The sequence below is a fragment of the Bradyrhizobium sp. B120 genome (genome assembly GCF_049075665.1).
Lineage (GTDB): Bacteria > Pseudomonadota > Alphaproteobacteria > Rhizobiales > Xanthobacteraceae > Bradyrhizobium.
Window position 1 is genome coordinate 307,017 of the sequence record NZ_CP185242.1, and the last position, 23,929, is coordinate 330,945.

Here is a 23,929-nt window from a genome sequence, read left to right on the forward strand (position 1 = left end):
ACCACAACGGAGCAAGCGGCACCCCTCTCCCCAGCCCTCCCCCGCAAGGGGGGAGGGAGCCTGACCGATGTGCTCACCTTACGCAGCGATCCTGCGACAGAGGACGGGACGTGTCGCCTCCCGCCACATCTCACCGCTTGATCTGTGCCTTCAGCGTATCCTCGACCACGCGATCGAACGATGCTGCCCTTGGCGCGCTCTTGCGGTGATCGGCCACATATTTGTCGCGCTTGGCGACCAGCGCGGCGAGCTTTTCGTTCAGCGCCTTGCGCTGGGTGATCTGCTTGTCGATCTCGGCGCCGCGCGCTTCCGGCCTCATGGCGCGGAGATTGTCGGGCAGATCCTCATCCTTGACCTTGGCGATGTCGTTGCGGCCGGCCGCGACGTCGGCGACCAGGTCGCCGTCGCCGGTGACCGCCTCCGACGTCACCTTTGCGCGCTTGTTGATGAAGCTTGCCATCTCCGAGGCGCGCGCCGGTGAAGCCGCGGCGACGCTTGCCAGCTGCTGGGTCTTGGATTCGGTGCGCTTCTGCAGCGCGCGCGGGCCGTAGGGGATCACGGTGCCGTTGATCTCGCGCTGCAGGATGATGATGTCCTCGTCGAACGGCGTCTCGATGGTGACGATCTGGCCGCCATCCTGCGGGATCGGGATGAATTCGCCGTTGCCGTTCTGCGCGATATCGCGCCACACCCGCTCGGTATCCTCTGCGTTGCCGGCGAGCACGGCGTTGACGATGATGTCCTTCTGCTTGGCGACCGCGAGCGTCACCGGGTATTTGGTGTCCTGCGCATAGTCCATATGCGGCGGGGCGTCGCCGACCAGGAATACGATGCGCGTGCTGTCGCGGCCATGGGTCCACTGCATCTTGTTGACGGCGACGTCGAGCGCCTCGTTGACGCTCTCCGGCCAGTCGCCGCCGCCGCGCGCCTTCAATTCCAGCAGATTGGCGTAGAGATCCTGGATGTCGCGCGTCAGCTCGACCTTTTTGGTCACATACTCATCGCCGATGTCGCGGTAGGCGATCAGGCCCATCCGGATATCGGCGTCGGGATTGGAATCGACGATCGCCGTTGCGATCGACCAGATCTTGCGCTTGGCGCCCTCGATCAATCCGCCCATCGAGCCCGTGGTATCGAGCACGAAGGCGACTTCGACCACGGGCTTGGCGATCACCGAGGACAGTCCGGCGGACAGTGGCAGGGTTGCGAGAGCGAAGACGAACGAGCGAAGTGTGATGCGTGACCGCATGGGTCTCTCCTCCAGTGGTTTCGTCCCTCGGAACCAAGGTTCCACCGGCTTCGCGGTGGCTTGAGGCCGAAATCGCGGCGGCCTGGGTGCGAATTTGCGGCCGATTCCGGCGCTGCCGCTGGCCGGTGGAATCGGCTAGTGTTCGTCCAATGGATTCATCCGCCCGCCAGATCGCGCTTGTGCCCGCGCCCGACCGACGCCAGTCGGAGACGGCGCTTGCGATCGCGCGCGGCACGGCGCGGCTTCTGAGGTCGCTGGGATTTTCCTGCATCAGTGAGCTGCCGCTGCCGTCCGGCCGCCGCGCCGATCTGGTGGCGCTGAACGAGCGCGGCGAGATCTGGATCGTCGAGATCAAGTCATCGCTTGAGGATCTGCGCGCCGACCAGAAATGGCAGGACTACCGGATGCATTGCGACCGGCTGTTCTTCGCCTTCACGCAGGACCTGCCGTGCGAGATTTTTCCCGCCGACACCGGCCTGATCATCGCCGACGCCTACGGCGCGCATCTGCATTGCAACGCGCCGGAGCACCGCCTGCCGGCGGCAACCCGCAAGGCGATGACGGTGCGCTTTGCGATGGCTGCGGCGCAGCGGATCAACCGGCTGGTCGATCCGCAAGGGCATGAACTCTAGATCAAGTGATCCGTCATCCTGAGGAGCCGCGAAGCGGCGTCTCGAAGGATGCACGGCCCGGCTGGTGGCCGTCGACCCTTCGAGACGCGCGCAAGAGCGCGCTCCTCAGGGTGACGGGTTGAAGTCACGTAGCCCGGATGGAGCGCAGCGCAATCCGGGTGAGTCTTGCCGCGGATCGAGCGGCCCCGGATTTCGCTTCGCTCCATCCGGGCTACAGGAGATCTAAAGCAAATGGCCGGGACGAGCCCGGCCATCGCGAAACAAATATGATGCGATCGCTTAGCGCGGCGCGCGTTTGGCGAGGATCCGCTGCAACGTACGGCGGTGCATGTTGAGGCGGCGTGCGGTCTCCGAGACGTTGCGGTTGCACATCTCGTAGATGCGCTGGATGTGCTCCCAGCGCACGCGGTCCGCCGACATTGGATTGGCCGGCAGCTCGGACTTATCGGTGCCGGTCGCGAGCAGCGCGGCGACGACGTCATCGGCGTCGGCGGGCTTAGAGAGATAGTCGACGGCGCCCATCTTCACCGCGGTCACGGCGGTGGCGATGTTGCCGTAGCCGGTCAGCACGATCGCGCGCGCCTCGGGGCGCTTGCGCTTCAACGCCGAGACGACGTCGAGGCCATTGCCGTCGCCGAGCCTAAGGTCGACGACCGCGAAAGCGGGCGCGGCGCGGCCGATCTCGGCGAGACCATCAGACACCGTGTCGCATGACTTCACCGCGAATCCCCGCGTCTCCATCGCACGCGACAGGCGTTCCAGGAACGGCTTGTCGTCCTCGACGATGAGGAGCGAGCGGTCGGCATGGTCATTCAGTTCAGTGATGGCGTTCACGATCCATTTTTCCCTGTGGCAGACACCTAATATATGGGGTCCTACTGCGGCGCTGCCAAGGCAGCCTAAAGTCGCGTGCAGCTCGGGAAAGAGCGATGCATCCGGTATGCCAGAGTTGCGATTAAGAATCGTTCTTAGGCTTCGGTTTCGTCGGCCGGCGCGGCTTCCTCGAAGCGCTCGCGGGGCCAGACGATCTGCACCACGGCGCCGTGATCGGGGAAGGTGCGATTGGTAAACGACACCTTGGCTCCGGTGCGTTCCAGCAGCGTCCTTGCGATGAAAACGCCCAAGCCAAGGCCACCACGCGCGTTTTGGGCTTCATCCGCGCCCCGGCGACGCGACAAATACGGCTCGCCGATCCGTTTCAGCATGTCAGGCGCGATGCCCGGGCCGTCGTCGGAGACGACGATCTCGATGGTTTCCGCGTTCCACCACGCGTTCACCTCGACGGTCTGGTGCGCGAAATCGACCGCATTTTCGAGAATGTTTCCGACACCATAAAGGATTGCGGGATTGCGCGCGGCGACCGGTTCGCGTGTTGCTGCGACAGCAAGCCGCACCTTGATGGTGATGCCGAAATCGCGATGCGGCGCCACCGCCTCCTCGATCAGGGTCGACAGCTTCATGGTGTCGAACGGCGCGCCGCTTGATGACAATTGCGCAATCTTGCTCAGGATGTCGCGGCAGCGCTGCGCCTGCTCGCGCACGGTCTTGAGGTCGTCGGCGATCGCCGGGTCGTGCACCGTCTTCTCGAGCTCGCGCGAGATCAGGAAGATCGTCGACAGCGGCGTGCCGAGCTCATGCGCGGCGGCGGCAGCGAGGCCGTCGAGCTGGGTCAGATGCTGCTCGCGCGTCAGGATCAGCTCGGTCGCGGCAAGCGCATCGGAGAGCTGGCGGGCCTCCTCGGTCACCTGGAATGCATAAAGGCTGGTGACGCCGATCGCGAGCAGGATCGAAAGCCAGACGCCGATCAGGTAGATCGGCGGCAGCACCAGCGGATCGTCGCCGTCCCACGGCAGCGGCAGATGGTAGAAGAACAGCGCCGAGGCGCAGGCGACCGCAAGGCAGCCGAGCGCGATCGTCAGGCGGATCGGCAGCACCGTGGCCGAGATCAGGACAGGTGCCAGGAACAGGAACGAGAACGGGTTCTGCAATCCGCCGGTGAAGTACAGCAGGCCGCCGAGCTCGACGATGTTGAAGGCGAGCAGGGCCGCGGCATAGGCCGGCTCCAGCCGCTGCATCGGGTTGAACGCGATCTGCAGCGCCAGATTGAGCAGCGCCGAGAAGGTCACGATGATGACGCAGGGGACGATCGGAACGTCGAATTCCAGTCCCTGGGCCACGATGAAGATCGCGACGAGCTGGCCGAGCGCGGCGAGCCAGCGCAGCCGCAGGATCGTATCCAGGCGGACATAGCGGCGGGGTTGGCGGAAATCGGAAGCGAAGTCGGTCATCTCTGGACTTTAGCTGTGCCGTGGGCGGCGCACAAATTCGCGACTTAGCGCAAGCACGCGGGGCAAGCCTTGCGCTTATTGTCGCAATGCCCCAATGACGGCGATATGCAACAGCGCGGGACAGGTCAGGCGCAAGCGCCTGCGGCCAAAGAAGCGCCTGCGGCCAATCAAGCGCCCAACCAGGCGCCCGCGGCCGATCGGGGTGGATCGGCCGCGATCGACGTTGCGCATCTGGTCAAGGTCTACAAGACCACCCGCGCGGTCGACGATATCTCCTTCCGCGTCGCGCGTGGCAGCATCACCGGCCTGCTCGGCGGCAACGGCGCCGGCAAGACCACGACGATCGCGATGATCATGGGGCTGGTGCTGCCGACCTCGGGCAGCGTCGAGGTGCTGGGCGCAAGAATCCCCGAGCAGCGCTATGACGTGCTCGGCCGGATGAATTTCGAGAGCCCCTATGTCGACATGCCGATGCGGCTCACGGTGCGGCAGAACCTGACTATTTTCGGCCGCCTCTATGCCGTGAAGCATCTGCGCGAGCGGATCGAGCAGCTCGCGGCCGATCTCGATCTCACCGAATTCCTCGACCGTTCCAACGGCAAGCTCTCCGCCGGGCAGAAGACCCGCGTCGCGCTGGCGAAAGCGCTGATCAACGAGCCGGACCTGCTGCTGCTCGACGAGCCGACCGCATCGCTCGACCCGGATACCGCCGACTGGGTGCGGCAGCATCTCGAGACCTACCGCAAGACCCATAACGCGACCATCCTGCTGGCCTCGCACAACATGCTGGAGGTCGAGCGCCTCTGCGACCGCGTCATCATCATGAAGCGCGGCAAGATCGAGGACGACGACAGCCCCGAGGGAATCATGGCGCGCTACAACCGCGACACGCTGGAAGAGGTGTTTCTCGACGTGGCGCGCGGCCGCCTCCGGGAGGGCACGCCAGAGGGCACATCATGAGCGAGATGGTCAGCCATCAGCCGCGCGGCATTTCACTGCAACGCATCAACGCGATGGTGCTGCGCTATTGGTATCTGTTGATGTCGTCATGGCCGCGGCTGCTGGAGCTGGTCTACTGGCCGGCCTTGCAGATCATCACCTGGGGCTTCCTGCAGAACTACATCTCGCAGGCATCCGGCTTCTTCGCCAAGGCGGGCGGCACGCTGATCGGCGCCGTGATCCTGTGGGACATCCTGTTTCGCGGCCAGCTCGGCTTCTCCATCTCGTTCCTGGAAGAGATGTGGGCGCGCAATCTCGGCAACCTGATGATGAGCCCGCTGAAGCCGATCGAATTCCTGCTCTCGCTGATGATCATGAGCCTGATCCGGCTCGCCATCGGCGTGATCCCGATGACGCTGCTGGCGCTGTTCTTTTTCGGCTTCAATTTCTACGCCATCGGGCTGCCGCTGATCGCGTTCTTCTGCAATCTGATCTTCACGAGCTGGTCGGTCGGCGTGTTCGCCTCGGGCCTTGTGCTGCGCAACGGGCTCGGCGCGGAGAGCATCGTCTGGACGCTGATGTTCGCGGTGATGCCGCTCGCCTGCATCTACTATCCGGTCGAGGTGCTGCCGGTCTGGCTGCAATATGTCGCCTGGACGTTGCCGCCGACCTATGTGTTCGAAGGCATGCGGTCGCTGCTGATCGATCACGTCTTCCGTGCCGACCTGATGGCCTGGGCGCTGGTCATCAACGCCATCCTGTTCGCTGCCTCTTTTGCGGTCTTCCTTGCCCTTTTACAGAGCGCCAAGCGCAACGGATCGCTGCTCGGGGGTGGTGAATAAATGTCACTTTCACGTGGATTCTCGGTGTTTTAGCCCGATATCGGCCCCAGATTCGGCTCGCGGCGCATTGACGCATTGTTGCGCATTGGTCAGTATGCTGCGGCGCAAAACAGGGGTCTGAAAATACTATGCCCATCGGTGAATTTGGCGGTGCCCCGCCACTAGCGGCGGAAGGCAGCCCGGCACTCACGACGCCGCTGTACTGGATGTATGAGATGGCGCATGCGTCGCTCAATCCGGTACGCGCCGTGACCGACGCCACCAAGATCCTGTTTCAGAATCCGCTCAATCCGTGGACGCACACCGAGTTCGGCAAGTCGATCGCCGCCGGCTGCGAATTGTTCGAGCGCACCACGCGCCGCTACGGCAAGCCGGAATGGAACCTGCCGACGACCGAGGTCAACGGCGTCCGCACGGCGGTCGAGGTTCGCACGGTTTGGGAAAAGCCGTTCTGCCGCCTGCTGCATTTCGATCGCAAGCTGACGCGTCCGCTGCGCTCGCCGCAGCCGCGCGTGCTGATCGTGGCGCCGATGTCGGGCCATTATGCGACACTGCTGCGCGGCACCGTCGAGGCGTTCCTGCCGACGCATGAAGTCTACATCACCGACTGGGCCGATGCGCGCATGGTGCCGCTCGCGGCCGGCAGGTTCGATCTCGACGACTATGTCGACTACCTGATCGAGATGCTGCACGCGCTCGGCGGCAACATGCACGTCGTCGCGGTGTGCCAGCCCTCGGTGCCTGTCGTAGCAGCTGTTTCGGTGATGGAAGCCAGTAACGACCCGTTCGTGCCGCTGTCGATGACGCTGATGGGCGGTCCGATCGACACCCGGCGCAACCCGACCGCGGTCAACAACCTCGCGGAAGAGCGCGGCATCGAGTGGTTCCGCAACAATGTCATCACCAAGGTGCCGTTCCCGCATCCGGGCGTGATGCGCGACGTCTATCCGGGCTTCCTGCAGCTCAACGGCTTCATCAGCATGAACCTGGATCGGCACATGGACGCGCACAAGGCGCTGTTCGCCAATCTGGTGAAGGGTGACGGCGACCTCGTCGACAAGCACCGTGAATTCTATGACGAATATCTCGCGGTGATGGACCTCACCGCCGAGTATTATCTGCAGACCGTCGACCTCGTCTTCGTCAAGCACGCGCTGCCGAAGGGCGAGATGACCCATCGCGGCAAGCCGGTCGATCCGTCGAAGATCCGCCGCGTCGCGCTGATGACGGTCGAAGGCGAGAAGGACGACATCTCCGGCCTCGGCCAGACCGAGGCGACGCACGCGCTCTGCACCGCGATTCCGAACCATCGCCGCGTGCACTACGTGCAGAAGGGCGTCGGGCACTACGGCGTGTTCAACGGCTCGCGGTTCCGCTCCGAAATCGTGCCGCGGATCTCCGATTTCATGGTTTCGGCGGCCAATACGCGGCTTTCCCTGGTCGCCGCGGCCGAATAGGTATCACCCCGGCCGCGATTATCGCGGTCGGGCAAGTCACTGATTTAACTAAAAGAATCTCAAATCAGCCAAGGCTCAAGTGATGAATTTAATTTCATCTCTTGGGCCTTTTTCGCAACCTTGATTCATCGGAAAAATACCGGTTCCGCCCCCTGCCGGTAGAGGTCAATTAACGGCTAACCCCTGTATATTGGGCAAATGATTTGTTTTTGCGCCGAGCGCTTTCCCTGGCGGCGGATATGGCAAAGTTCGGGCGAACTCCTGCTCCCCGGACTCTCAGAAATGGCTACTCGCGCGCTCCTCTATCGGCGGCCTGCCGAACCCGCGACCGTATTGGTCAGACACGGCTCCCAGTTCTTCACCGTCAGGCTGCGCCGGCATCGGCGCGCGCGCCGCTATACGCTCAGGATTCACCCAACCGACCGCGAAGCGATCCTGACCATGCCGCCGCGCGGCACGATCGTGGAGGCGAAAGAGTTTGCCAATATCCATGGCGGCTGGATCGCCGCCCGTCTTGGCCGCTTGCCGAAGGCGGCGCCGTTCCAGCCCGGCACCGTGGTGCCGTTGCGCGGTGTGCCGCATCGGCTGGTGCATCGCTCGGGCGAGCGCGGCACGGTCTGGACCGAGACGCGCGACAGCGGCGAGAAGATCCTTTGCGTCGCCGGCGGCGTCGAGCACATGGATCGCCGAGTGCATGACTTCCTCAAGCGCGAGGCGCGCAAGGATCTGCAGAAGGCAGCGCAACTGCACGCCGCGGAACTCGGGGTGCGGGTCCGGCGGATCTCGATCCGCGACCAGTCGAGCCGCTGGGGCTCGTGCACCTCGGCCGGTTCGCTGTCGTTCTCGTGGCGGTTGATCCTGGCGCCGCCGTTCGTGCTCGATTACCTCGCCGCCCATGAGGTCGCGCATCTCGTCGAGATGAACCACTCGGCGCGGTTCTGGCGGGTGGTCGACAAGGTCTGCGCATCGGTCACGCGCGCCAAGAACTGGCTCGACACCTACGGCAACGACCTGCATCGCTACGGGATTCAGGAGTAGGCGGCGCTGCTTCCGCCACCTTCGCTGTCATCGCCCGCGAAAGCGGGCGATCCAGTATTCCAGAGGCGCTCGTATTCAACCGATAGGCCGCGGCGTACTGGATCCCCCGCATGCGCGGGGGATGACGGCCTGAGTGTGGATGAACGCGCGGTGCGTAGCCCGGATGGAGCGAAGCGCAATCCGGGGCGGCTTTCACCAATGGCGCGACTGGTCCCGGATTTCGCTTCGCTTCATCCGGGCTACGAATCTGACATTGGGTCTTAGCGCCTACCGAAACAACCGATCCGCCAGCCAGCCGTCGAGCCCCGCCGCCGCTTCGGGCCGTGCGTTCGGGTTCGGTGGCGCCGCGGCGCGGGCTGGCGTCGGCGGTGGCTGGCGATAATAGCCGCCGCCGGACGGGACCGGCGCGGATGGTGGTGCCTGCATCGGCGGTTGGATCTGCATCGGCGCCGCCGGTGCTGATGGCGCTGATATCTGCGACGAGATCTGCATCAGGTTCGCCGGGGCCCAACTACCTTGCGAGTTCGGGATCGCCGCGACCGGCACACCCTGGTGTGCGGCCTTCATGAAGCGGGTCCACACTTCCACCGGCAGTCCACCGCCGGTCGCCTTCTTGGTCGGCGAATTGTCGTCATTGCCGAGCCAGACGCCGGTGACGAGCTTGGCGGTGTAGCCGATGAACCAGGCGTCGCGATAATCCTGGCTGGTGCCGGTCTTGCCGGCGGCGGTCCAGCCCGGGATCTCCGCCTTGCGTGCGGTGCCCGAAATCAGCGTCTCGCGCATCATGCTGTTCATCATCGCATCATAGCGCGGCTCGATCACCTGGTTGGGCGGCTCCGTCGGACGGTCATAGAGCAGCTTGCCGGAGCTGGTGCGGATCTTGGTCACCACATGCGGCGACACAGCGTAGCCGCCATTGGCGAACGGCGCATAGGCGCCGACCAGCTCGAGCACGGACACTTCCGAGGTGCCGAGTGCGATCGAGACGTTGGGCTCGAGCTTGGAGGAGATGCCGAGCCGGTGCGCGGTGCGCACCACATTCTTGGCGCCGACCTCGACGCCGAGCCGCACCGCAACCGTGTTCAGCGACATCGCCAGCGCCTGGGTCAGGGTCACCGAGCCGAAATATTCGTGGGTGTAGTTCTCCGGCTTCCAGCCCTTGATGTCGAGCGGTGCGTCGGTGCGGATCGTGTCCGGCGTCAGCCCGGCCTCGACCGCGGTGAGATAGACGAACGGCTTGAACGACGAGCCCGGCTGCCGCTTCGCGGTGACGGCGCGATTATACTGGCTCTCGGCATAGTTCCGGCCGCCGACCATGGCGCGCACCGCGCCGTCGGGCGTCATCGCCACCAGCGCGCCCTGGCTGACATTGAACTTCACGCTCTTGGCGGCGAGCTCGTCGATGACGGCGGCTTCGGCGACGTTCTGCAGCTTCGGATCGATCGTGGTCTGCACCACGATGTCCTGGTCGATCTGGCCGACCAGATCGTCGAGCACTTCGCCGATCCAGTCGGCGACATAGTTCACGGTCCCGGCGCCGGCCGGCTTCACCGCAATCGAGGGCTGCCCGATCGAGGCCTTTGCCTGCGCCCCGGTGATGAACTTGGCGTCGGCCATCGCCGCGAGCACCACCTGCGCGCGCTGCTCGGCGCCCTCGGGGTTGCGGTTTGGCGCCAGCCGCGACGGCGACTTGACGAGGCCCGCGAGCATCGCAGCTTCCGGCAAGGTCACGTTCTTCGCCGACTTGCCGAAATAGCGTTGTGCCGCGGCCTCGACGCCGTAGGCGCCGGAACCGAAATAGACGCGGTTGAGATAGAGCTCGAGGATCTCGTTCTTGGAATGCTTGCGCTCCAGCCACAGCGCGAGCTCGGCCTCCTGCAGCTTGCGCTGCATGGTGCGTTCCTGGGTCAGGAACAGGTTCTTGGCGAGCTGCTGGGTCAAGGTCGAACCGCCCTGCGAGACACCCCGATGCAGCACATTGGTTATGGCTGCGCGTAAGATGCCGAGCGGGTCGACGCCGAAATGCGAATAGAAGCGGCGGTCTTCGATGGCGATGAAGGCCTTCGGCAGATAGGGCGGCAGGTCCTTCAACGCGATGTTGGCGCCGGCCATTTCGCCGCGTTGCGCCAGCACGCTGCCGTCGATGCCGACGATCTGGATCGTCGGCGGACGCTTGGGAATTTCCAGGGACTGAATCGGCGGCAGATGCGCGCCGACCCACACCACGACACCGATCACCGCGATGCCGGCCCACAAGCCAAGCACCGCGGTCCAATAGAACAGGCGGCCGATCCCGAAGCCACGCGACTTGCTCCGCCGCTTGCTGCCGCTGCGCGACGGGCGCGGTTTCTCGCTACCGGAATCGCTGCTTTTTGGTTTGGATTTGGCGGGCGTATCGTCGCCGCCGCCGGGCACGCGATCGGAGGGCGACAGTCGGAGGTCGGCAAGCGCGGCCGGAAGCCCGAACAGCGGCTCCTTGCGCGCACCGCCTTTTTTTCGTCCCCACGCCATCCGCAACGCTCACACCCTGACAGGGGCGCACGCTAGCGTTCCCGGTTTAAGGGGCGGTTACGCAAAGCTTAACGGGGGATTAGGAGGTGAGGCGGCGCGTGCTACATAGAGATGGAACAAAGCAAAAAAGGAGCACCGCATGGGCCATATCGATCCGACCAAGGACGTCTTCGCGCAATTCCGGGACAACAACCGGCCGGGCCCGATCCACATGCTCAACCTGGTGCGCTTACGCGAATGGGCCGCCTATCCCGACGGCCGCAAGGCGACCGGCGCGGAGGCCTATGCCGCCTACGGCCGCGAGAGCGGCCCGGTGTTCGAACGCCTCGGCGGCCGCATCGTCTGGCAGGGCCGCTTCGAGCTGATGCTGATCGGTCCGCAAGAGGAGCGCTGGGATCACTGCTTCATCGCCGAGTATCCAAGCGTCGCCGCCTTCGTCGAAATGATCCGCGATCCCGTCTATCGCGAGGCGGTGAAGCATCGCCAGGCCGGCGTGGAGGATTCACGGCTGATCCGACACGCGGTGCTGCCGGTCGGCAAGAACTTTGGTGAGATTCCGGCGTAGGCGCGACGCAGCGCGCGGTACTTATCCGTCATCCTGAGGAGCCGCAAAGCGGCGTCTCGAAGGATGGACGGCCACAGTCGGGCCGTCGACCCTTCGAGACGCGCTACGCGCTCCTCAGGGTGACGGTGAGGGAGCGCAGTGCACCCTCACCGTCATTGCGAGCGAAGCGAAGCAATCCATGTCTCGGCTTGCGGAGCGATGGATTGCTTCGTCGCTATCGCTCCTCGCAATGACGGTGACAGGGCAAAGCCCAAAAGCAAATCGGCGGCCCACAGGCCGCCGATTGCATTTCAAATCCGCAAGAGCATCTAGCCCGCCGGGCCGGCGTCCTCGAGGATCGGGCCGAACAGCTCCCAGCGCTCGCCGTTGAACTTCATCATCTGCAGCTGCTTGTTGACGCGATAGTCGTTCGGCGTGGTGTTGCCCTTGATGCCCGGCAGCGCCATGTCGAGGTCGACATTCTTCAGGTTGGTGGCCTGCTTCAGCACGTTGTCGCGCGTCAGCTCGTCGCCGCACTGCTTCAGCACATGCACCATCAGCTGGGCGGTGGAGTAGCCATAGGTGTTGAAGTTCGAGTTCTTGTCGCCGTCGGGATAGTACTTGGCCATGAAGTCGAAATAGCGCTTCATGCCCGGATCGTCCTTCCACTGCGGGTCGGCGGGATCCTTGCCGTAGTTGGTCGAGATCAGGCCCTTGGAAGCCTCCAAGCCCGCCGGCTGCAGCACGGCGCCGACCGAGGTGGCGTTGATGTCGACGATGTGGACCGGATGCCAGCCGAGCTCGGCGATCTTCTTGATCGCCTGCGCCGCCTGCTTCGGCGTCGAGGCCGAGAAGAACAGGTCAGCGCCGGCGTCCTTGATCTTGATCACCTGGGAATCGATCGTCGGGTCGGAGACCTCGTAGGAGGCTTCGGCCACGATCATCTTGGCGGCCTTGTCGCCGAGGCCGGCCTTGATGCCGTTCAGATAATCCTTGCCGAGGTCGTCGTTCTGATAGAGCACGCCGATCTTGGCGTTCGGATGCTCCTTCAGGATGTACTGGCCGTAGATGCGGCCTTCGACGAAGTAGTTCGGATTGAAGCCGAGCGTCCACGGGAAGTTCTTCGGATCGGTGAACTTCGAGGCGCCGGTGGCGGCGAACAGCTGCGGCACCTTCTTGGCGTTGAGATATTTCTGCACGGCGGCGTTCGACGGCGTGCCGACGATCTGGAAGGTCAACAGCACCTCGTCGCTCTCGACGAGCTTGCGCACCTGCTCGACGGCCTTGGGCGGCGAATAGGCGTCGTCATACTGGATTAGATTGATCTTGCGGCCGTTGATGCCGCCCTGATCGTTGATCATCTTGAAATAGGCCGCCTGGGTCTTGCCGATCGAGGCATAGGCGGAAGCCGGTCCGGAGAAGGGGACGGTCTGGCCGATCTTGATCTCGGTGTCGCTCGCGCCGGGATCGTATTTCTTTTGCGCGGAGGCCGACGTTGCAGACAGCGCGATCGCGAGCGCCGTTGCCGTGACTAGGTGGAAAATCCCATTCCTCATAATGCTGTTTCCCTCACGTGACTGATGCTTGGCCGATGATCTTGTCCGCGGGTTCAAGGTCCCGCGGTCGCCACCGCTGGGCCGGGATACTGGAGGAACCGTTGCTGCGACGCAAGAGACCGATGCCGAAAAGCCGAGCAATTTCAGTCAACGAAAGTAGGGGGCGGTGCGAAAAGAACCTGCGCTCGGGGTGCGCCGAGCGTGTCGCGGAAGGTGGGTTGAGTTCGTCGAACCTACCGCCGTGACCGCATTATCCCCGTCATCCCCGCGCAAAGGCTACGCCTTTGTCGCTGGAGGAGCGCGTAGCGCGTCTCGAAGGATGAACGGCCCGGCTGGTGGCCGTCGACCCTTCGAGACGCCGCTTCGCGGCTCCTCAGGGTGACGGTGATGGAGTGATAAGGCTTGGCCCTCAAAAAAAAGGCGGCCAGGAGGCCGCCGATCGCATCTCAAACCTGCGAAACCGCTAACCCGCCGGTCCGGTGTCCTCGATGATCGGGCCAAACAGCTCCCAGCGCTCGCCGTTGAACTTCATCATCTGCATCTGCTTGTTGATGCGATAATCGTTCGGTCCGGTCGTGATCGACATGCCCGGCAGCGCGAGACTCGGCACGAACTTCTTCAGGCTGGTCACCTGCTTCATCAGGTTCTCGCGGGTGAGGTCGTCGCCGCACTGCTTGAGCACCTGGATCAGGAGCTCGGCCGTCGAATAGCCGTAGGTGTTGACGGTGTTGAGCTTGTCGCCCTCCGGGTAATACTTGTCCATGAAGGCGAAATAGGCCTTCACGCCGGGATCGTCCTTCCACTGCGGGTCGGCGGGGTCCTTGCCGTAATTGGTCGAGATGATGCCTTTGGAGATGTCGAGACCGGCAGGCTTCAGCGTCGCCGACACCGGGCTCGCATTGATGTCGAGGATGTGCACCGGGTGCCAGTCGAGGTCCGCGACCTTGCGGATCGCTTGAGCGGCGAATTTCGGCGTCGACGCGTTATAGAGCAGGTCGACGCCGGCGGCTTTCAGCTTGACGATCTGGGAATCGACGGTCGGGTCGGTCAGCTCGTAGGATACCTCGGCGACGATCATGCTCGCGGCCTTGTCGCCGAGCCCGCTCTTCAGGCCGGTGATGTAGTCGCGGCCGAGATCGTCGTTCTGGTAGAAGATGCCGATCTTGGCGTTCGGATGATTGGCCAGGATATATTTGGCGTAGATGCGTCCCTCGGACTGGTAGTTCGGATTGAACGCGATGGTCCATGGCGCGTTCTGCGGATCGGAGAAGCGCGAGGCGCCGGTGGAAGCGAGCAGCTGCGGCACCTTCCTGGCATTCAGATATTTCTGCACGGCGGCATTTGAGGGCGTGCCGATGATCTGGAAGGTGAACAGCACCTCGTCACCCTCGACCAGCTTGCGCACCTGCTCGACCGCTTTCGGCGGCGAATAGGCATCGTCATACTGGATCAGGTTCAGCTTGCGGCCGTTGATGCCACCCTGATCGTTGATCATCTTGAGGTAGGCCGCCTGGGTCTTGCCGATGCCGGCATAGGCGGATGCGGGGCCCGAGAACGGCACGGTCTGGCCGATCTTGATCTCGGTGTCGGTCGCGCCGACGTCGTATTTCTTCTGCGCGGTGGCCGATGTAACCGACAACGCGATGGCAAGCGCTGTCGCAGCGAGCAATTGCACGCTCCTCATGTCCGTGACCTCCCATGTTGCCGGTGATCTTGTCCGCAAGGCTCAAACCCGCGGATGTCACCGTTATCAGGGATGATGGAGGAAGGGCGGGGGCATTGCAAGGCGATGCCCCCGCGCGCGATGTCGCGTCAGGCGAGCCAGAGCAGGATCAGCGCCAGCGCCGCGGGCGCCGCCTGCACATAGAGAATGCGCCGGCTCACGGTGGCGGCGCCATAGGCACCGGCGACGACCACGCAGAGCAGGAAGAATGTCTTGATCTGCAATGCGAAGGCGGCATTGCCGTGCACCAGGCCCCAGATCAGCCCGGCGGCGAGAAAGCCGTTATAGAGCCCCTGATTGGCGGCAAGCACCGCCGAATCGGTCGCCTTCTCGATCGAGTTGCGAAAGGTCTTCAGCCCGAGCGGCTTGGTCCAGAGAAACATCTCGAGCACGAGGAAGTAGATGTGCAGCGCAGCCACCACTGCGACCAGAAAATTGGCTATCCAAAGCATGCTCGGTCCCCCAAGAGCTTTGGTTCTGATTGAATCAGAACCAAAGCTCAAGATTCTTGTTTTGGCGCGTTTTCTTCACGCGAACCGGTGTCCATCCCGGATCAAGTCCGGGACAGGCTTTCGCTCGAAAACGCTCCAGCCGGAATTCGGGTGGACGCTAGCATGTGGGCGGTCAATTGTATGCTTGGCGACCTGTTCCGATCGCGATGACTTTCCAGAGTACCGATATGGCCGACCGCAAGACTGCACAGACCTTCAACATCGACCGCCTCAAAACGCCGATCGGCACCGCGCTGCTGGTGACCGATGACGACGGCGTGTTGCGCGCGCTCGACTGGGACGACTATGAAGGGCGCATGCTCGACCTGCTGCGGCTGCACTATGGCGCCGTGACGCTGCGGGACGCCCGCGCGCCCGCTGCGATGCGCAAGGCGCTCGGCGATTACTTCAACGGCGATCTCGATCGGCTCGCCGATGTTGAATGGCGCGTCGCCGGCACGCCGTTCCAGCAGAAGGTCTGGCACGCATTGCCGAAGATTGCGCCGGGCACCACCATGAGCTACGGCGCGCTGGCGGCGAAACTCAAAGTGCCGAATGCGATGCGCGCGGTCGGCCACGCCAACGGGTCCAACCCGATCAGCGTCGTCGTGCCCTGTCACCGCCTGATCGGCGCCAACGGCTCGCTGGTCAAATATGGCGGCGGACTGGAGCGCAAGCGCTGGCTGCTGCGGCACGAGGGCGTGGAGGTCTAGCGGCCGAATCCAGCCGCAGCGAGATGATCAATCGAGATCCTCGCGCGGCATGTTGCGCAGATCGCGCACGATGTAGAGGAAGACAATTAACGAAGGCACCCATGCGAGGATCGCTCCTACCAGCATCGCGTCGACCGTCGTCATCGGATCTCCTTGAGCGCGTCAGATCAGTTTCTTCGATGGGCCGCCGGTTCTCGGGAGGGGATAGAGCCACTTCCAATAGACCTTGTTGCGCTCCAACTGCCGCTGGTAGATCTCGCGGCACTTCGTCGAGCAGAACTGCTCGAAGTACCAGCTATGCCGGATCAGTCCGAAGGGCCGCCGGCATCCTGGATTCCCGCAACGGCCGGTCATGATGCTGCCTCCGCATTCGCTCGCCAGAGCCAGCGAATGAAGTTCTCCTGACCCTTGTGAAGACAGAGCCGTCCGCAGTAGCGTTCACCTGCCGGATTTCGCAGGCAGATGATCTTGGCATCTTCACTGTCACACTGGGCGCAGCGCGGTTCCGTACGCATGGCGACTTCCCTCCGAGGAACTGCCATTTGCCAATCAAGAATGTCTGATGCTGTCGTTGCCGTCGGTCTTCCTGAAGGACGGCGCCGCGAAATCTCGCGCTGCCACCGTCGATGTGCAACTTGTCCAGATGTTTCTCGGTATCATCCTTGCGTATACCCGATTTGAACTCACCCGCTCGTCGCTGTGCCGCGCTGTGCCAGAGCTGTATCGAGGCATTTGACCAGCGCATCTCCGTCGAACGGCTTGATCAGAAAGCAGATCGCCCCCGCCTCCATCGCTCGGGCCCGGTCGGCTTCGACGGAGAAGGCCGTGATGAAAATGAACGGAAGGCGCCGGCCGTCGGCAATCAGGCGCGCCTGCAGGTCGAGCCCGCTCATGGCCGGCATCCTGACATCGGCTATCACGCAGGATGTGTCGTTCAGTTGCGGCGAATGCAGGAATTCTTCGGCCGACGCGTAGGTCTGGACCGCGTAGCCAAGCGACCTGACCAGATTGTCGGTCGCGGTGCGGACCGACATGTCATCGTCGACGATTGATATCACCGGGTTGGACAAGAAGGCTTTTCCTGGAACGGCCAGAGCGGCCTCAGGTGTCTGCGATCGCTGAGCCACAGTGCGTCGTCGGCCGCGGCCGGAGAATCATACTTAGGTTTGTGCGCCGCCGGAGGCCTGCTTGAACCCGAGGATCTGCGCCATCCTGACCAGATCCGGCAGCGACTTCGCCGCCATTTTCCGCATAATGTGCCCGCGGTGTATCTTGACTGTGATCTCGGCGACGCCGATTTCGGCGGCGACCTGCTTGTTCATGAGCCCCGCGGTGACGAGGCTCATGATCTGGCGCTCACGAGGGGTCAGGGTCGCGAAGGCTGCACGCAGGTTCGCGAGCGCCCCGGCCTCATTGCGGCGAGTTCTGTCGCGTTCGATCGCAGTCGTGACGGCATCCAGCATGTCCTGGTCGCGGAACGGCTTGGTCAGGAAGTCGACGGCTCCGGCCTTCATGGCCCTGACCGTCATCGGGATATCGCCATGGCCGGTCATGAAGATGATCGGAATATGAATGTCGGCCCTGGCGAGCTCCGCCTGGAAGTCGAGGCCGCTCAGCCGCGGCAGCCTGATGTCCAGGATCAGGCAGCTTGGAACATCGGGGAGCTTGTGCTGCAGAAATTCATGGGCCGACCCGAACGCTGCGGCGCGCAGGCCGACCGACCGGAAGAGATTGCTCAACGCGTCGCGCACTGACACATCGTCGTCGACGACGAACACGATCGGATCCTCGGCGTTCGCGAGGGCGGGAGGCGATGCCGCGCGTCCAATCACCATGCATGATCCTCCTGACGCAGCGGCAGGGTGAACTGGAACGTCGTGCCGGGGCCGATATTTCTGGACACGGACAGGCGCCCTCGGTGGGCTTCGACGATCGAGCGGCAGATCGACAACCCCATTCCCATGCCGCTGGCTTTGGTGGTGTAGAAGGCGTCAAACAGCCGTTCGGCATGCTCTGTCGCAACCCCGACACCACAGTCGGTGACCATGACCAAGATCTGCCCGGCATCGTCTTGCTGCGTCCGGATCACGAGTTCCCGTGGCCTGTCCGTGACCGGCTGCATGGCCTCGATGCCATTGACGACGAGGTTGAGGATGACTTGCTGCAGCTGGACGCGGTCGGCGACGACAGGCGGGAGCGCGGGAGCGAGGTCGAGCTGCAGGGATACAAGGTGGCTCTGCAGTTCATGCTGCACCAGGCCGATCACCTCGTTGATGGCTTCATTGATGTCGAGCGGCGCCATCTGACCGGTCGTCTTGTTCACCAGCGCGCGCACGCGCTGGATGACCTCGCCGGCCCGGTTGCCGTCGCTGATGATCGACCTGACCGCCCCGCGCGCTTCGTTCAGGTCGGGGGCCGCCCGGTTGAGCCAGCGCAGGCATGCCGCGGCGTTGGCGACCACGGCGGCAAGCGGCTGGTTCACTTCATGGGCGATCGATGCGGCGAGCTCGCCGAGTGCCGTCACGCGCGTCACGTGCGCGAGATTGGTCTGCGCTTCATGCAATTCCGCCTCGGCTCGCTTGCGGGCGGTCACGTCGGTGACCGCTCCGATGAATTCGGTGTCGCCCGAGGGGGTGGTCACCGCATGCGCCCTGGCGTGAACATATTTGATCGCGCCGTCCGGCATCAGCAACCGGTAGCCGTGCTCGAAGTCCTTGCCGTCGAGCGAGGCGCTGTCGACGGTCCGTTGCACGCGGGTGCGATCATCCGGATGGATGCGTCGAAGGACCGTGGCATGCTTGATGGAAGGAGCCCTGTCGAATCCGAAGATCCTGAACGTCTCTTCCGACCAGATCACCTCACCGCTGGCGACGTGCCAGCCGAAGCTGCCGGTGTGGCTCAATCGCTGGGCTTCGCTCAGGTACATTTCGCTCTGCTGCAGCGCGTTTTCGGCCTGTTTGCGCTCGGTGATATCCTCGCACGCGATCAGCACGATCAATCGGTCGTCCTGCCGCCGCACGGCCTTGGCATTTTCACGAACCCAAAGTCTTGAACCGTCCTTGCGGATCTTCCGGATTTCCCAATTGTGGGTTTGGCCGATGTTGTCGAGACACGCCGCGACGTTGCGCTGCACCATCTCGCGGTCTTCGGCGGCAAAGACCCGCAGCACGGATTGTCCGAGCAATTCGTCGACGGTGTAGCCAAGTTGTGCCGCGCCGAACGTGTTGACCGACAGCACAAGACCCGTGGCGTCGACCATGAAGTACATGACCGGATTGTGCTCGAACACCTCCTTCCATTGCGCTTCGCTGTTGCGCAGGGCCTCTATCGCGCGCTCTTCGCCGCTGGCCCGGCCGCGCAACATGGCTTCCATCTGCCTGTGGGTGCGCCCCACCACCCCCATCATCAGCAATGCGGCGGCAAGCGAGGCGATCAGCAGCGCCAGCGCGATCAGATGGGCGGAAGCTGCCGGCTGCGGACCAAACAGCAGCCCGATGCAGGTTGCGGCCAAAGCCAGCACCATGCCGCCGAGCAGCCATTGCTCGGCCGACCAGGACCTCGTGGTCGGGATGCGCATCATCGGCAGCACCAGCACTTGGCTATCCAGCACTTGGCCGTCCAGCACTCGGCCGTCATGGGCCGCGCTGCGTCGCTAGGTGACCGCTACCATCAGCGGCGACAACGTCGCCCTCCTCACAAACCGCATACTAGCAGCTTTCCCGACGTCCGAACGGGATCGTGGGGGCGATTTTGGCGATCCGCTCGCGTGGCGTGAGATCGCGCGGAAAGCGCAAGCGCCGAACGAACTCAGGCCCAGGTTGCGGCTAAACCAAAGTATGTCGTCCCCATCCGAATGTAACGGCCGGATCAACCTCCGTTCAATGGCCGGTTTCCTCCCGGCGGCTACGCTTATTGGGTAACTCGATGACAGTAGAGGCCTCTCGGGATTCAGCAATCGCCAATCAGAGACGGGAGATTGAAATGCCCAACACGCGCCTGCATCTGATCCTTTGCTCCGACGACGTCGCGCGCGAGACGACGCCTCAGAAGCGCAACCGCAGCTTCCAGCCCTCCGTGATCGACGGCGGCAAGCAAGCAGCGACTGTGCAGGCCGACAACTCCTGGATCGATCTGCTCGACGTCTTCGATTTGAGCGTTGTGCTCTGTCAGGCGAGCTACCTGGCCTTGCTGGGGGCAAGCCTCGCGGCGCTGCAGCCGCAATTGAACGTGCCGGATCCAGGATCGTAGCCCGCTCTGGATCCAAGTCCGGCAGGCTGCCGGGACCGACGCGCTGGCTGCTCACGCCTGGGTCGCGCAAACGGGTCCGACAACAGCCTCCGTGAGAGCCCGGAATCCACTCCCCGTCTAGCCCCGGCCCTGATGGATTCCGGGCTCAGCCTCTTCGGTGGCCCCCTCAATGACGGCAGAACAAGGCCGGCGCCGTCGCTGCGCCATCGATCGTCTGACCGCCGCAAATTGCAGACATTTTTCCGAAAGATGCCCGGTTCGCTTTAGCCGCTTTTGAAGCACCTGATTATTGGATCGGTCCGGCAACGGCATCGCTCCGCGGAGCTGTGCGTTGGGTTCGCGCACTGACAGTTCAGGGGCCGGTCAACATGAATCAGCCACAGCACCAGAAGCCTTTTCCTGAAGGCGATGTTTCCGTCACCAAGGATGAGGAAGTGGGCGCACGCGGATTGCAGCGCGATCTGCAAGACCGGTTGCAGCCGGCGCACGACGAGCCGGTGAGCGAGCCCGTCAGCGATAGCGCTCCCCATCCCGAAGCACCTGCAGGCTCGGGCCGGTGGGTTCGCCGCCTGCTCAAGGTCGGCATTGGCCTTGCGATCGTGGCCGTCTTCGGATGGTTGCCGCTGAAGGCCGTGCTGCAGACCTCGAGTGTCGAGGCCGTGGTCAATGCCAGGATCGTGACCTTGCGCTCGCCGATCGACGGCACCGTGAGCGCGAAGCCGCCGCAGGGCTCGACGCAGCTCAGCGTGGTCCATGAGGGCGATGCGATCCTTCATGTCGTCAACGCGCGCGGCGATCGCGTGCGGCTCGACGATCTTCGGCGGCAGATGTCCCGGATGGAAAATGAGCGCCCGAGTTTCGCCGCCAAGCTTGCGGCCGCCGAGACGGCGCAACAGGACCTAGCGCGCCAGGCGGCCCAGTTCCGCGACGGTCGCATCCTCCAGCTCCAGGCGCGCATCGCCGAAATCCAGACCGCGATCGAGGCCGCCGCCGCGCGGCGGGAGGAAGCCACCGCGGCGGTCGAGCGCGCCTCCTCGCTGATCAAATCGGGCAGCGTCTCGACGGTCGAAATGGCCCGGCTGACGCGCGAGCAGTCGATCGCCCAGCAGACCGAGATCGGCGCGCAGCGCCGGCTCGATGCCGCCAAGGTCGAACTCACCGCGGCAAGGAACGGCACCTATCTCGGCGACAGCTACAATGACCGGCCGAGTTCCGTGCAGCGCGAAGAGGAGATGCGCCAGCGCGTCAGCGATCTGCGTGCCGATCTGGTGCATTCCGATGCCGAGATCGATTGGCTCACCCACGAGATTGCGTCGGAGCAGCTGCACTACATCAACCGGGTGGAGGCCGACATCAGGGCGCCGGTCACCGGGCGCATCTGGGAGATGATGACGTCGTCCGGTGAGGACGTCAGGGCCGGGCAGCCCTTGCTCAAGCTGCTCGATTGCTCAGGCGCCGTGGTCACCGCCAACGTCACCGAAGGCGTCTACAACCGCCTCAGGCTCGGCGAGCAGGCGAGCTTCGAGCCGAACGACGGCAGCGCCGCAGTCAAAGGTGAGATCGTCAACCTCACCGGCGCGTCGGGTGCGCCCGCAAACCTCGCGATCAATCCGGATGCGCTCAACAAGGAACCGTATCGGGTGACGGTCTCGATGCCCGAGCTCGATACCACGGGCAAGGAATGCGCGGTCGGCCGCACCGGGCGGGTGGTGTTCAACGCGGACGCGGCAAAGCCATGATGGCGGCATTCGCGCCCGGGCTGGTCGCCTTCGGCGCCTGCCTTGCGATCCTGCCGCTGCTCCGGCGCGAGCAGACGCTGGCCCGCATCATGATGACCGGCATGTCGTTCGTTCTGCTGCTGCACTACTTCGTCTGGCGGGTAACCCAGACCTTGCCGCCTCTGGGACTCACCGCCGACGCGGTGGTCGGCTATCCCTTCGTGGCGGCCGAGGCGGCCTCGATGATCGCGGTGTGCCTGTCGCTGCTGTTCCTCAGCCGCACCATCGACCGCTCGCCCGAGGTCAATGCCATCCTGCGCCGATCCAGGGCAAGCACGGATGCGCCGCGCGTCGACGTCTTCATCTGCACCTACAATGAGGAGAAGGCGATCCTGGAGCGCACCATCATCGGCGCGACGGGGCTGAACTATCCCAACTATCGCGTCTGGGTGCTCGACGACGGTCGGCGGCTTTGGCTGCGTCGGCTCGCCCAGGAGCTCGGCTGCAACTACCTGACCCGTCCGGACAACCTCCACGCCAAGGCCGGCAACATCAATCATGCGCTCCAGCACGTATCCGCCCTGCCGGACCGGCCGGAATTCATCTCGATCCTCGATGCGGATTTTGTCCCGATGCCGGACTTCCTGACGCGGGCGATGAGCCTGATGCAGGACGGCACCGTCGGCGTCGTGCAGACGCCGCAGCACTTCATCAATCCGGATCCGATCCAGACCAATCTCGCCGCGACCGACGTCTGGCCCGACGAGCAGCGCTTCTTCTTCGACATCCTGATGCCCGCCAAGGACGCCTGGGGCACCGCGTTCTGCTGCGGCACTTCATCGCTGATCCGGTACTCCGGACTGATGCAGATCGGCGGCTTTCCGACCGATTCAGTCACGGAGGATTATCTCGTCACGCTGCGCCTGAAGGAAAAGGGACTGCGCACGGTCTATCTGAACGAGCGCCTCACGCTAGGCCTCGCGCCGGAAGGACTGAAGGAGTACATCACGCGGCGCGGGCGCTGGTGTCTCGGCTTCATGCAGATCGTCAGGGGCCGCAGCGGGCCATTCTCGCGGCAATCGAAGCTGGCATTCATGGACCGGCTGTCGCTGGTCGACGCCTTCATGAGCTGGGCGGCGGTCTATGGCACCAAAACTTTCGGCCTGGTCGTGCCCTGGCTCTATCTGCTGTTCGGGATCAAGGCGGTTCACGCCGACCTGTTTGAGCTCCTGAAATACTTCATGCCGTTCTACGTCTGGCACGCCTTCACGATGGCGTGGATATCGCACGGCCGTTCGCTCGCGATCATGACCGACGTCTCGCAATACATTGCAGCACCCGCCGTCTTGAAGGCGGTCGTGACCGGCCTTGCCCGGCCGCAGGGCCACAAGTTCAAGGTGACCGCCAAGGGTGGCGACCGCAACCGCCGCTTCATCGAGTGGCCGCTGCTGCGGCTCTATGGCGGTGCCCTGCTGATCACGCTGGTGGCGATCGCCTACGCCTTCATCCTGCATCTGCGCGGTGAAAACATCGCCTATGGCGGGCTGGCGCTGGGCTGGAGCCTCTACAATTGCGTCGTGCTCGCGATCGTGTGCTTCATCTGCATCGAGCAGCCGCGGCGGCGCAAGGCCGAGCGTTTCGAACGCGACGAGCCGATCCTGGTTCACGAAGGCGCCGAGCCGCGGCTGGTGCGGATGGCCGACATCTCGATCTCGGGCGCGCGCTTCATCGATCCGGCCCCGCCCGCCATCGGCGCCTCGATCAAGTGCAATGTCTACGGCCAGAATGTGAGCGCGACCGTGGTCCGCCGCACCCGCGACGGCTTCGGCGTCTGTTTCGAGGACGCGGTTGCGACGCGGATCAATGTCGTGCGCGCATTCTACGCCGGCGAATATGTCCGCGCCTTCCACGGCGTGCGCGCAGTGCCGGTCGGCAAGGCGTTGCTGATGCGGCTGTTCGGCTGAAGCAGGATGCGCAGGG

General features: G+C 63.9%; 21 protein-coding genes. 10 read left to right on the plus strand and 11 right to left on the minus strand.

The annotated features are described in order from the left end of the window. Positions 1 to 130: 130 nt before the first annotated feature. Positions 131 to 1,249, minus strand: a complete 1,119-nt coding sequence (locus ACOIX3_RS01465) for a vWA domain-containing protein (RefSeq protein WP_420968071.1) — start codon at positions 1,247 to 1,249, stop codon at positions 131 to 133. A 149-nt stretch (positions 1,250 to 1,398) separates the two neighbouring features. Between ACOIX3_RS01465 and ACOIX3_RS01470 the strand changes: the two genes are divergently transcribed. Further along, entirely contained in the window at positions 1,399 to 1,881 is a 483-nt protein-coding gene (locus tag ACOIX3_RS01470; protein ID WP_420968072.1) for an MmcB family DNA repair protein, read from the plus strand. A gap of 279 nt (positions 1,882 to 2,160) precedes the next feature. On the opposite strand, the gene ACOIX3_RS01475 is transcribed toward ACOIX3_RS01470, so the two are convergent. Continuing rightward, a complete protein-coding gene (locus ACOIX3_RS01475; protein WP_420968073.1) occupies positions 2,161 to 2,715 on the minus strand; it encodes an ActR/PrrA/RegA family redox response regulator transcription factor in 555 nt (184 codons plus the stop codon). A gap of 134 nt (positions 2,716 to 2,849) precedes the next feature. Next, complete coding sequence (locus ACOIX3_RS01480) at positions 2,850 to 4,169, minus strand: ActS/PrrB/RegB family redox-sensitive histidine kinase (RefSeq protein WP_420968074.1); 1,320 nt, start codon at positions 4,167 to 4,169, stop codon at positions 2,850 to 2,852. A gap of 105 nt (positions 4,170 to 4,274) precedes the next feature. Between ACOIX3_RS01480 and ACOIX3_RS01485 the strand changes: the two genes are divergently transcribed. From ACOIX3_RS01485 to ACOIX3_RS01500, 4 genes are all read left to right on the plus strand, one after another. Continuing rightward, on the plus strand, positions 4,275 to 5,129 hold the full coding sequence (locus ACOIX3_RS01485; protein ID WP_420968076.1) for an ABC transporter ATP-binding protein: 855 nt from the start codon (positions 4,275 to 4,277) through the stop codon (positions 5,127 to 5,129). Then, positions 5,126 to 5,950 (plus strand): ABC transporter permease, encoded by an 825-nt coding sequence (locus tag ACOIX3_RS01490; protein ID WP_420968077.1) that lies wholly within the window; start codon positions 5,126 to 5,128, stop codon positions 5,948 to 5,950. Before ACOIX3_RS01485 ends, ACOIX3_RS01490 begins: the two co-directional genes overlap by 4 nt. A gap of 128 nt (positions 5,951 to 6,078) precedes the next feature. After that, complete coding sequence (locus tag ACOIX3_RS01495; protein WP_420968078.1) at positions 6,079 to 7,407, plus strand: polyhydroxyalkanoate depolymerase; 1,329 nt, start codon at positions 6,079 to 6,081, stop codon at positions 7,405 to 7,407. A gap of 198 nt (positions 7,408 to 7,605) precedes the next feature. After that, the gene (locus ACOIX3_RS01500) at positions 7,606 to 8,445 is read left to right on the plus strand and encodes a M48 family metallopeptidase (RefSeq protein ID WP_097671176.1); all 840 of its coding nucleotides are present in this window, start codon (positions 7,606 to 7,608) and stop codon (positions 8,443 to 8,445) included. A 267-nt stretch (positions 8,446 to 8,712) separates the two neighbouring features. Here the strand turns inward: ACOIX3_RS01500 and ACOIX3_RS01505 are convergent, their stop codons facing one another. Further along, positions 8,713 to 10,956, minus strand: a complete 2,244-nt coding sequence (locus ACOIX3_RS01505; RefSeq protein WP_420968079.1) for a transglycosylase domain-containing protein — start codon at positions 10,954 to 10,956, stop codon at positions 8,713 to 8,715. Between the two features lie 139 nt (positions 10,957 to 11,095). On the opposite strand from ACOIX3_RS01505, the gene ACOIX3_RS01510 reads away from it, so the two are divergent. Beyond that, complete coding sequence (locus ACOIX3_RS01510; RefSeq protein WP_298370596.1) at positions 11,096 to 11,521, plus strand: DUF1330 domain-containing protein; 426 nt, start codon at positions 11,096 to 11,098, stop codon at positions 11,519 to 11,521. Between the two features lie 308 nt (positions 11,522 to 11,829). Here ACOIX3_RS01510 and ACOIX3_RS01515 read toward each other — a convergent pair whose 3' ends face one another. From ACOIX3_RS01515 to ACOIX3_RS01525, 3 genes are all read right to left on the minus strand, one after another. Then, positions 11,830 to 13,056, minus strand: coding sequence for an ABC transporter substrate-binding protein (locus ACOIX3_RS01515; protein WP_420968080.1), 1,227 nt, complete (start codon positions 13,054 to 13,056; stop codon positions 11,830 to 11,832). A gap of 463 nt (positions 13,057 to 13,519) precedes the next feature. Next, entirely contained in the window at positions 13,520 to 14,740 is a 1,221-nt protein-coding gene (locus tag ACOIX3_RS01520; RefSeq protein ID WP_092120343.1) for an ABC transporter substrate-binding protein, read from the minus strand. Between the two features lie 128 nt (positions 14,741 to 14,868). Then, positions 14,869 to 15,231, minus strand: a complete 363-nt coding sequence (locus ACOIX3_RS01525) for a DUF1304 domain-containing protein (RefSeq protein ID WP_420968081.1) — start codon at positions 15,229 to 15,231, stop codon at positions 14,869 to 14,871. A 227-nt stretch (positions 15,232 to 15,458) separates the two neighbouring features. Between ACOIX3_RS01525 and ACOIX3_RS01530 the strand changes: the two genes are divergently transcribed. After that, entirely contained in the window at positions 15,459 to 15,983 is a 525-nt protein-coding gene (locus ACOIX3_RS01530) for a methylated-DNA--[protein]-cysteine S-methyltransferase (protein ID WP_420968082.1), read from the plus strand. Between the two features lie 162 nt (positions 15,984 to 16,145). Here ACOIX3_RS01530 and ACOIX3_RS01535 read toward each other — a convergent pair whose 3' ends face one another. The 4 genes from ACOIX3_RS01535 to ACOIX3_RS01550 form a co-directional block, all read right to left on the minus strand. Then, entirely contained in the window at positions 16,146 to 16,337 is a 192-nt protein-coding gene (locus ACOIX3_RS01535; RefSeq protein WP_420968083.1) for a hypothetical protein, read from the minus strand. A gap of 329 nt (positions 16,338 to 16,666) precedes the next feature. Continuing rightward, positions 16,667 to 17,053, minus strand: coding sequence for a response regulator transcription factor (locus ACOIX3_RS01540; protein WP_420968085.1), 387 nt, complete (start codon positions 17,051 to 17,053; stop codon positions 16,667 to 16,669). Positions 17,054 to 17,143: 90 nt separating this feature from the next. Further along, the gene (locus tag ACOIX3_RS01545) at positions 17,144 to 17,818 is read right to left on the minus strand and encodes a response regulator transcription factor (protein ID WP_420968086.1); all 675 of its coding nucleotides are present in this window, start codon (positions 17,816 to 17,818) and stop codon (positions 17,144 to 17,146) included. Continuing rightward, positions 17,812 to 19,578: a PAS domain-containing sensor histidine kinase gene (locus tag ACOIX3_RS01550; protein WP_420968087.1), complete on the minus strand. Its 1,767-nt coding sequence runs from the start codon at positions 19,576 to 19,578 to the stop codon at positions 17,812 to 17,814. The genes ACOIX3_RS01545 and ACOIX3_RS01550 overlap by 7 nt, the downstream gene beginning before the upstream one ends. A gap of 386 nt (positions 19,579 to 19,964) precedes the next feature. On the opposite strand from ACOIX3_RS01550, the gene ACOIX3_RS01555 reads away from it, so the two are divergent. The 3 genes from ACOIX3_RS01555 (at position 19,965) to ACOIX3_RS01565 (ending at position 23,913) form a co-directional block, all read left to right on the plus strand. Then, entirely contained in the window at positions 19,965 to 20,231 is a 267-nt protein-coding gene (locus tag ACOIX3_RS01555) for a hypothetical protein (protein ID WP_420968088.1), read from the plus strand. 368 nt (positions 20,232 to 20,599) lie between these two features. Next, complete coding sequence (locus ACOIX3_RS01560; RefSeq protein ID WP_420968089.1) at positions 20,600 to 21,970, plus strand: HlyD family efflux transporter periplasmic adaptor subunit; 1,371 nt, start codon at positions 20,600 to 20,602, stop codon at positions 21,968 to 21,970. Beyond that, entirely contained in the window at positions 21,967 to 23,913 is a 1,947-nt protein-coding gene (locus ACOIX3_RS01565) for a glycosyltransferase (RefSeq protein WP_420968090.1), read from the plus strand. Before ACOIX3_RS01560 ends, ACOIX3_RS01565 begins: the two co-directional genes overlap by 4 nt. Positions 23,914 to 23,929: the final 16 nt, after the last annotated feature.